The 9,797-nt window shown below is 39.1% G+C and carries 5 protein-coding genes; 2 read left to right on the forward strand and 3 right to left on the reverse strand.

Annotation, left to right across the window (positions count from 1 at the left end; translation table 11 throughout):
* Positions 1 to 293: 293 nt before the first annotated feature.
* On the forward strand, positions 294 to 644 hold the full coding sequence (locus E3E24_RS12400) for a hypothetical protein (RefSeq protein ID WP_206205354.1): 351 nt from the start codon (positions 294 to 296) through the stop codon (positions 642 to 644).
* Positions 645 to 1,032: 388 nt separating this feature from the next.
* Here the strand turns inward: E3E24_RS12400 and E3E24_RS12405 are convergent, their stop codons facing one another.
* The 3 genes from E3E24_RS12405 to E3E24_RS12415 all read right to left on the reverse strand — a co-directional run bounded on the left by E3E24_RS12405 (position 1,033) and on the right by E3E24_RS12415 (position 8,814).
* Entirely contained in the window at positions 1,033 to 4,671 is a 3,639-nt protein-coding gene (locus E3E24_RS12405) for an Eco57I restriction-modification methylase domain-containing protein (RefSeq protein WP_167916109.1), read from the reverse strand.
* Positions 4,671 to 8,393 carry a helicase-related protein gene (locus tag E3E24_RS12410; RefSeq protein WP_167916110.1) on the reverse strand — a complete coding sequence of 1,241 codons (3,723 nt, stop codon included), beginning with the start codon at positions 8,391 to 8,393 and terminating at the stop codon, positions 4,671 to 4,673. The genes E3E24_RS12405 and E3E24_RS12410 overlap by 1 nt, the downstream gene beginning before the upstream one ends.
* 94 nt (positions 8,394 to 8,487) lie before the next feature.
* Complete coding sequence (locus tag E3E24_RS12415) at positions 8,488 to 8,814, reverse strand: hypothetical protein (RefSeq protein WP_167916111.1); 327 nt, start codon at positions 8,812 to 8,814, stop codon at positions 8,488 to 8,490.
* 158 nt (positions 8,815 to 8,972) lie between these two features.
* On the opposite strand from E3E24_RS12415, the gene E3E24_RS12420 reads away from it, so the two are divergent.
* Positions 8,973 to 9,182 (forward strand): hypothetical protein, encoded by a 210-nt coding sequence (locus E3E24_RS12420; RefSeq protein ID WP_167916112.1) that lies wholly within the window; start codon positions 8,973 to 8,975, stop codon positions 9,180 to 9,182.
* Positions 9,183 to 9,797: the final 615 nt, after the last annotated feature.

Below are 9,797 nucleotides of genomic sequence, written 5' to 3' on the forward strand. Positions count from 1 at the left end.
TTTTACGATAAGACCTTTTGCTCACTGCTAGAGCATAATCCTGAACTGGTTTAATAAGTCCAAGGTTACGAAGTTACGAAAAACGCCCAATTGTATTCATTTACACATTCTTCGTAACCTCGTAACCCTAAACCTCTTGCGGGATCATTGGTGATTGCTGAACCTTAAATTCTATTGTATCTAGGAAGCTTCCATCTAAAACCTTGACTATAACAAGTTCTTCTTTTGCCCGAGTCATTCCAGACGCTCTTTACATAAACTTTGACAAGACATTCTATATTATTGAGAAAGAGGTGGAGAAGGCTCTTAACATGTGGGCTAATCTAGCGCAGACTTTTTCAATAAATGAAATTGCCCCTGTGAAAGCGGATAACGTCGTTTTGAATGAGTTTTACACTGTGGCCCTTTATCATGAGCTTTTGAGGGAAGTACTGCGTGAGGACAGGAAGCTCACTTTTATTGGCAATGAGGCTCGGAAATACACTAGCAGAGAGCTTAGGGAGTTAGCAAGGGCTTTGTTGAGTGGGAAGGGTGCGCTCTTTGAGCTGGAATTCTTGGCCAAGGTAGAGAAAAAAGAAGGCGAAAACTTAGTTTTAAAGAGGTTCCTCTTTGTGCCGCTGGAGAAGAGCTTAGAGTTCCTCTAAATCTTCCCACTTTTCGAAGAGCTCTTCTTTCGTTCTGTCATGGAGTTCTTCAAAGACTGTTCTCCAGTCTTTTGTGAGTTTGATTAGCCTACGAGGTCTATTTCTTGGATTCTCTACGAGTCTCGTTTCGATAATCCCAAGTTTGAACTTTGGGATGTGTTGAGGAAGAGAAGGGAAACTCAGGGAAAAGATTAAAGTTTGAGTAGATTATTTTATCATTGTATCCTTTTATTATTTTATGCTTGCATCATTTTATCATTCTAACCTTTTCTCCACTTCTCTCCCCTATTACAAATACACCATTCACCACTAAAGTTTCTAGTATTACCCATCAGCTCATCCTAACAGTATCGATTAAAACAAAGAAAAAACCGAAATAGGAATCTCACTATCCTTGATTGTTATTCTTCGAGAATCTCGCTTCAATTATTTTAACCCATTCGTGCTGGTTAATGGTGTTCTCTAATTGCTCAACTTCTGAGTTCTCCTTTAAAGCATTATAGACTTCCTTAATTGCTTCAACGTTTCTTTCAGTAAGTTCTTGGAACTCTTTTTCATCGGTGAGCTTTCCAAGCTGTTTTCTGTGATACAAGTCAATCCACTTGTCAAACTCTATTTCCTTCAAGAGCCCCGAAATTGCATCTAAGAGGGAACTTCCAAGCTTAGGGTATAAGACATCTCTAAAGTATAACTCATAAACAATGTAGTCTTTGAGCTTGTCAAACTGTTCAAAGGCTTCTTTGAAGAATTTCTCATTCTCGTCCTCGTACTTCATATACCTGAGGAACGTTAGGTAGTCGGCTATCGTTTCAAGAACTTTCTTCTCGTTTTGGCTTGGAACGACTATTGGCAACCTTCTGATTTCGGGCATTGTTACATTATTAGATGCCGAAAACATGTGATATACCCAGTCAAGTAAATGGGAATTGAATAATGCTAATAGATACTTCAAGCTTATTTTGGTATCCCTCACTATCATGAAATCAAGAGCATGAGTCAATACAACATTTTTTGGAACTAACGCAAACCTCAATCTCGGTATTAATGCTTTATTTACAACTGCTCTCCATCCTAAACGCTCTTCCTTCATTTGCTGGAGTACGTTAGGGTACTTCTGTCCCAATTTCGTGAAGTTCTTTACCCATCTCGGCTTCGGCCCGTTGGGGTCAAGGTTAACGAAGAACCTGTCAAAGTGTATTCCCTTCACGAGGAGGACCTTGGGAGTATCCGGTGTATCGCTTAGGAATTCTTTATCCTTAGTCTCATTGATATCTCCTTGCTTTACAATTGGATCAAGTGAGTTTACTTTATCGAATTTTGCTAAGAACTCTAGTATTTCCCACTCTTTCGGAGAAGTTACTAGAGGAATAACGTATTCATTGAGAGTCAATTTTGCTAAGGCAGACTTTTTGACTTTGATGAAAGTTAATGAGGAAAGGTCCTTTACTTTATCTTTTCCAATATTCGTTCTCAGCTCGAATTCGTAATCATTGCTTTTTCTCTTTGCATACGTTACTATGCACACTGCTTGTGTAACACCACTGCCCCTGAAAACTCCAGTTTTCTCTGGAAACTCGAGAATTTTCTTCACGGTGTAATCTTCAAACATACTCCTCCTCAAGGAAACTGAGGTCGAATCGTTTAGGAACGGCGATGGAAATATCATACCAAAATATCCACCATCTTCAATCAGTTGGCTTGTACGTTCAAGGAAGACCTTGTAAATGTTAACCTTTCTACCATCGTTCTGGTGCTTGTATAACTCTCTGTAAATCTTCGAGGCTAATATTGCGGTATCTTTGTCTTTTATTATTTTATTTATCTCCCCATACGGTGGATTCCCTATGACGATGTCGAATCCTCTGTACTTTCCTTCACCAGTACCATCAAACTTAAAGAAGACCTCCGGGAACTCGAGAATCCAGTGGAAGTGTCCAAGCTTTTTACCTTCCCTGAGCTCCTTCTCAGTCTGAGGATTCTCAAGAATCTCTAGAGTCACTTCCACTCCCTTAGACCTGAGGTAGTTTATAAGCTCCTCAGTCAGGTATCTATCAAAGACCCTGTTTATATCCTCAATCAATTCAGCAATCTCAAGGACGACATCTGAGTTAAGCGACACTAACAATACCTTGTTCAGCTCTGACTTGAACTTCAGGACATCAAGAACTATGTCCCCAGACAGTGTCCTATCCCTGTACTCGAGAATCCTTTCAGCTAGCTTCATGACTTTTGTTCCAAGCTTTTTATCCATATTCTCAAAGTATTTCCTGAGCTCAGGTTTGTTCTTGATGGAGTCATAGAATCCAAGGTATCCAATCCTAGTGCGGCGTTTTTCTTCTAAGGGCTTAACTTTTGGTTTATTAAGGAACCCCTCAAGTGTTAGTTGGATTTGTTTCTTCTCAGCTTTCTCTATAATCTTCTCGAATGGTGAAACATCAATAAACCCAATTAAGCTGTTGCCCTGGCGTAAATTGAAATGAACGTTGGGGAATCTCACATAGCGCTTACCCCTTCTGAAGTGCTCGGCAATGCTGATGAACAATCTAGCCCTAGCGATTTCGACTGCCCTCTTGTTGATGTCTACGCCGTAGATGTTTCTGGAAACAATTATGTAGAACTTTAAGTTCATCTTAAACTCATCTTCATCCTCGATGTCGAGCAGGTTAATGGTTTTAAGATTGCCATTCTCATCAGTCACCAAAATTGTGAATCCATCCCTATTTAGGTCAAAATCCCTGACTATATCCCTAATTCTCTCATAAATCTCTACTAACACTTCAACGGCCCTTTCCAAGAAGTGTCCGCTTCCACAAGCTGGGTCAAGGATTTTAATGCCCCCCATTGTATTAAACAGGAATCTAAGCCTCTCTTCGCATTCAGTTTTTCTGCCTTCTTGTACCATTCTTTTGCACTCTTCAAAAAAGTCACTTAACCTCTTATACTCAGTTCCAAACTTCTCGTTGATTTTATCAAGCAAATATGGTTCCACGGTCTCTTTGGCAATATATTCCGTAATCTCTTTTGGGGTGTAATATGCCCCAGTTCCCTTCTGCAAGTCTTTGGTCATGAGTTTCTCGAATATTGAGCCCAATACGATGTTATCAATTTCACCACCCTCTGTCCAGTCCCTGCTTTCAAATAGATTTAGGATTGGGACTTCTGCAGGGTCACTTATTCTCCTTGGGTCTTTCCTCTTGAGCACTTCAGTTTGTCCTTCTTTGTAGAATACATCATCCGGGATTTCCACATTGTCATATTTTCCTATTGATTCCAGAAATGGTGCCGGACCTGTAACTATAATATCCCCAAGGTTTACACTATCACAGCTAGAGGAACCATTTATTTGAGTATCACTCATTTTCTTGAATAGACACTTCAGGAACTCATAGAAGCTGTTGAATCCGTATTTCTTATAATCCTCAAACCGCTCAACGAGGTATTTCTGATTCCCATCAAGAAAGCCTTTCTCTTGGAGATACCAGACTATGAGTAGTTGCATCATCAATGTATCTGCAAACTCCTCCCTAGCTTCATCGTCAGTAAGCCTCCTTATGTTCTTTAGCAGGTTCTCCCTTGCCTTTGAGAAGAGCAGGTAGAATTCCTCAACAACATCACTCCTATCAAATAGCTTTTCCCAATTGTCCCAGTCTGATGGATCCCTCAACCACTCCTTAAACTTCTTTTTAAAGGCAGGCGTTATTCTGTCCAACGACTTCTTGAGTACTTCAATCTTTGGAGTTAGCCCTTCCATGACTCTCCGCATGAAGACAACGTAATTGTCGACAAAGAGGATGCCATACTCTTTTCTCCCTTCCCTACTCTCAACTATGTATGTGTGTTCCTCAAGCTCCTTCTTTAGACTAGAAACTGCTTCCTTGTATTTATCACCTTTTCTTACCACCAAAAGCTCAACTTCCTCCCCTTCCTCGTTAAGAACAAAGACTCCAGGTTCTGTTTCCCTATACCCTTTTTCTTTTAGGTATTTGATAAAGTTATCATAAGTTAATAGTTTTTCAATTGCAGTCATCAATACCACCACCCTATTATTTTGTAAGTCAGTTTTTTATCGATTTCACTACTGCCAAAATACTCCAAGATACTTCTGACAAGTAACGGAAAATTGGAGGGCTCGAGTTTGTTCCCCTTTATTTTTAGGGCTCCTTTTCTAAGGAGGAATTCTTTAAATTCCTTAATTTCTTTTGTGTTTAATTCGGCCCATCCAAGATAAGTCTTTGCACGCCTTACCTCTTCTTCGTCTATAGTCTTATCGAACCTTTTCTGCTTTGTTTGATATTTCAAGTACTCATACAACCTACCAAGGAGTCCTTTTTGCTTAAGTGATCCCCTATGTTTTGGCAAAATTTCATGCCTGAATAGAGTGTCGACTTTGTTAAGAAGTTCAGCGAGCTCACCAAAGTCCGGTTCTTTCTCTGAGGAAACTAGCTTAGCATTCCACAATTTCATAAATTCTCTGCAAGTAGTTTCTTCAATTTTTCCATCCCTATAGGCAACAACTTTCTTACCGACTCTCTTTTTGCCCCTATAAATCTCAAAGACTGCAAGTAGGGTGCCTCCCCCAACCAAAGTATAAATGGGGCTCCTTGATTTCAAAAGGGGCTGAATATCTTCAAAGTCCTCCTTTTTTAAGCCTAATTTATTTTGAACAAAGTCAAGGAGTTCAAACTCTGCCAATACCTCGTCGGGGATGCCACCTCTAATAAACTTGAAATCCTCACCCATTGAGACTTCCTCAAGTTGGCTAAGCTTTAATTCGGCGAAGCTCTTCAGCCTCTCACCAAAAGTCTCAATTGATATTTCCTCATCTGGACTCAGGATATAGAACTCCTTTCCAATCAGTAAAGTTATGTCCTTAATCTTCTCCTGTAATTTGGCCAACAAGCCCAAAGACAGTTCAATCTCTTGAACTGGAACAAAGTTCTTAACAAAGACATCTTTCGTGCTTCCAATTCTGTTAACTCTTCCGACTCTCTGGACAATTATCATTGGGTTCCATGGTAGGTCATAGTTAATGACCCCATCGGCATCCTGCAGGTTGACACCTTCACTTAAAGAGTCCGTTGAAATTAACACCATAATTTCGCCGTATTTCTCCACGACATCTGACCCATTGTTTGCCATCGGGGCAAAACGCTTTATTATTCTCTCTTTCTCTTCAATGCTTAGTTCTCCTGTAACTAATCCTATTTTTAGTCTCCCACGTTTTGTATCGAAGAGATATGTTAAGGTTGAGCCTTGTCTTTCCGCCCATTTACGAATTGTATGATAGAGATAAACAGCAGTGTCCTTATATTGAGTAAATATTATGTACTTCCTTCCCTTCAGCTCATTATACATCAGCTCCTTTAACTTTTCAAGTTTTGGATCCCTATACTCGTATATTGGGCAGCGGCCTTCTTCACTTGCAACTTCCTCAATAACACGGGGTCTTCCGTTATCTTTGATTTTGATTGCCTCAATTCTCTCTTTCAGTTTTTCCATTATTTCTTTATCTTTCTTGAGCGCTTCAACGGTTCTCATTATTCCCAGTCTGAGCTTCTGGATAAGCCCATTCCTACTTTTAATATGTTCATAGAATTCATTCTCGTCCCGGAACTTGGGCAATGGCAGTTGGCTAGCTTCAACGTCATCTCCAAATCCTTTGGATAATATGTTTAATAACATCCTTAATTTAGGGGGATAGCGATACTCCTCAGAAGAAATGCCTTCCTCCTCAAGAATCTCCTGGACATCGTCTTTTCCAGCGATCTTGAGAAGTTCATTTCCAGTTTTATCCAGCTCTTCAATGAACTGTTGCACAGTTAAGAGGTTCATTTTCTTTGCCAGTCTTGATAAGGATTGATAGAACTGATTGTTTTTCTCATACATTTTTGTTAGGGTCCTCTCAAATGCAAATATCGAGCTCTCAAGACGCTTTGCAATCAATAGCTTTAGTATCGTGCTGATTGGAACCCGGACAAATTCTTCTTCAACTTCCTCAGGCTCCCCCTCAAATAGTGAGGAGCTTGAATTCCCAATTATTACATACCCACTGGTATAAATCTTTGTATATGCAAACTCAAGAGCTTCAAAGTATTTTTCTATGTCTTTTAGAAGACTCTCATACTCCCTATACGCCGGGACATCGGTGTATGTAACTTTTTCAGGCTCCGGCTCCTTGAACAGCAATTCTTTGTCACCGACTTTTATTTTTTCACCCTCCCTAAAGGTCTCCTGAATATACCTCCTAGTCCTCAGTATCATAACTTCATCGAGGACTTTCTCCTTGATTTCTTGAGCCTTTTTACGGAGTTCGGGCTCATATTTTGGATTTTCCTTCCACTTTTTCTTCAGTTCTTTGAATTCATTGAAAAGCTGAGTCACGTTTCTCCCCCTTTCCTTGAAAGTCGAGAAGAAGTCATCCGAGAACAACTTAATTAGATTGTAGATATCCCATATCGTGTTGTTTAACGGTGTAGCAGTTAGCAAGATGAATTTGTTCTGGAAAGTCTTCTCATCATCTTTGAACCTCAGCAAACGAGCATTCTTCCATCTCTTTGTTTGTCTATTTCTGAATTTGTGGGCCTCATCAATCAGAATTAGGTCATATTCATAGTTCAAGCCCATTTCTTTAATTTCGCTCTCGTTTAAATTACTGAATATCCCCAACGACATTAAGCTGACTTCACCAAGCTTCACGACGCCATTTGCAACTTTCTGGTAAATCTCATAAGTCTTGTATCTCTCAGTTTTGGATGGAACCTGCTTTGACCATACCCTTCCGGAGAAGAAGTAACCACTATGGAACAACAAATGCTCCCATTGAGGAATAAGTGAAGGAGGAAGTATTAACAATACTTTTCTCTCTTTTTTAATTCCATAATTGTTTGGATCCCACTGAGGAAGCTTGCCCAGCATGTATTCTTCAATTATAGTTGCCCCAATAAAGCTCTTACCTAGACCAACAGAATCAGCAATAATAACCCCATTATGCTTATTTATGATATCAATCGCATTAATAACGCCTATAAGCTGAAATTCAGCTAAGATGTCTCTCTTTTCTATCGGCTCAATCCTTCCATCAAACCATTTCCACACGAGTAGTTTGAAGAGTTGCTCTGGTGTTACAAACTTTCCAATATTAATTCCGGATTTTTGACCAACTTTAAGTATCCTCAAAAGCTCCTCTTTAAAGTCTTCACTCTCCATCCAAAGCTCATCGAACCATTTGTTTAATTCTATAATTGCCTCCCTATCTGTAAACAAAACATTGAGCTCTTTATTTTCTGCTAAACCAGCTCTTGTAAAGTTTGAGGAACCAACTATTGCAACTCCTGGAGAACTTCCAAGTTCGTTACATAACTCTTCAGGATGTTCTAAGAACAAATACAACTTTGCATGGAGTTTTCCATTGTTATATATTTTTATGTTCACTTTGTTATCCTTTATGAGATTATAAAGTTCATTCAGTTTTCCTTTATCTTTTAGTTCAGATAACTCCTCCATAAGCTGAGTTTTTAGTTTTAGCTTGTATCCTTTTTCAATTTCTTTGGCTGTTCCTTCTGTTGTCTCATCTCCCATTATAATTTTTAAGAATTCATTTTTGGGATTTTCAGGCATGCTTTCTTTTATTAGATCCCACCCACTTAAAAAGAAGTAACCTAATGCAAATTTCGCCTCTTTACTCTTCTTTAGGTGTTCTTTAATATAGTCAGCAACTTTTCGGGTAGTATTATCAATTATTACAACCATGCGCCTCACCCGATACTGTTAGGATGAGTGTTTTGGCGTTATCTTCAACAAAACCACCTTATCCTAACAGTACCCATGAAATCATCAAGAGTCTTCACTCGATATCACCCTGCGAATACTGTTCAATAGTTGAAGTCAATCTTTTGAGAACCTCTCCCCAAGATATTTTATCGTAAATTGCCCATTTAATGAAATCATCAGTATGAAGCCTTAGTATCTTAAGAAATGTCTGCCATTTAATTCCGTGCTGCTTGAGTTGGTCCTTCCAAGCATCCCACAGAAACTTAGGAAGCTTGTTAAACGTCCATACTGCCAAGGAATCCCAATCAATGTTACTCTCTGGCCCCATACTTCTCCGAGTATTCCTGATGAATTCCTTTATTTCAATCGGCTCCTCAATCTTTGGCAACCTCATAACCATCTCCCTATGTGGATATGTAGATACCCACTTAAAAATTTTTGGTCTCCCTGTCAAGATAAGGTTTTTGGTATTACCCATCAGCTCATCCTAACAGTATTCTTTAGAGCATGTGTTATGTTTAAATTGTCCTGATTTAAAAATATCATGTGGTGAATGAGGTGCCTGAGATAAAAGTACAAATTCCTAACAACATACCTCTTCAAGTTATTAAAAGGAGAATTGAAGAGGTTATAAAAGAGGAAGAGTTGAAATGGGCTCTCTTTGAGAAATCTAAGGAAGAGCTTTCCTTAACTGAAGAGGATTTAGAAGAACTAGAAAAAGTAAGGGAAGAAGCATGGAAGGAAGCAAAGAAAAAGTACGGATTGTAGTTGATACGAATGTTCTGATATCTGCCCTCCTTAAAGATGACTCAATTAACTGCCAAGATACTGAAATCTGGATTTTTTGAGATATTTTATCCAGAAGATGGATTAAAAGAGATAGAGAAATACAGGGAATATATTCTTTCTAAAAGAAGAAAAGTTCCCACCATGTCGTTATCTGTGCACTGTGTTCGTTTGAATGTTGGCTTGAGAGCACTCAAACAGCATTCAACACCCCACACTAAACCCTTTTCTTTTGAAACATTCTCCCATACCATTCTTTAATTCCATACCCCCAAAATTACCATTATTTATCCCTGTCCAACTTCTTATAAACTGACTGCATATAATAATCAAAATTAAAATCTCTCTTTATATTGCATTATATTTATGATGAGCCCGAGGAGAGGTTGGCAAGAGTGTGTCACCATAAGCTTGAGTTGCTTATCCTCTATGGTGATTCTTTATAGCCTGGTGCCATGGCTTTAGAAGTGAAAATTCATTACGAGGTTACGAGTCTACGAGTTTACGAAGGGTGTGCAGTCTTGTGCATTGTTCGTAGATTCGTGAACTCGTAGACTCGTATTGAATTTTTTGTGCTGTAATGAGTTTTCGCATGAC

This window comes from Thermococcus sp. LS2, assembly GCF_012027375.1.
Taxonomy (GTDB): Archaea; Methanobacteriota_B; Thermococci; order Thermococcales; family Thermococcaceae; genus Thermococcus_B.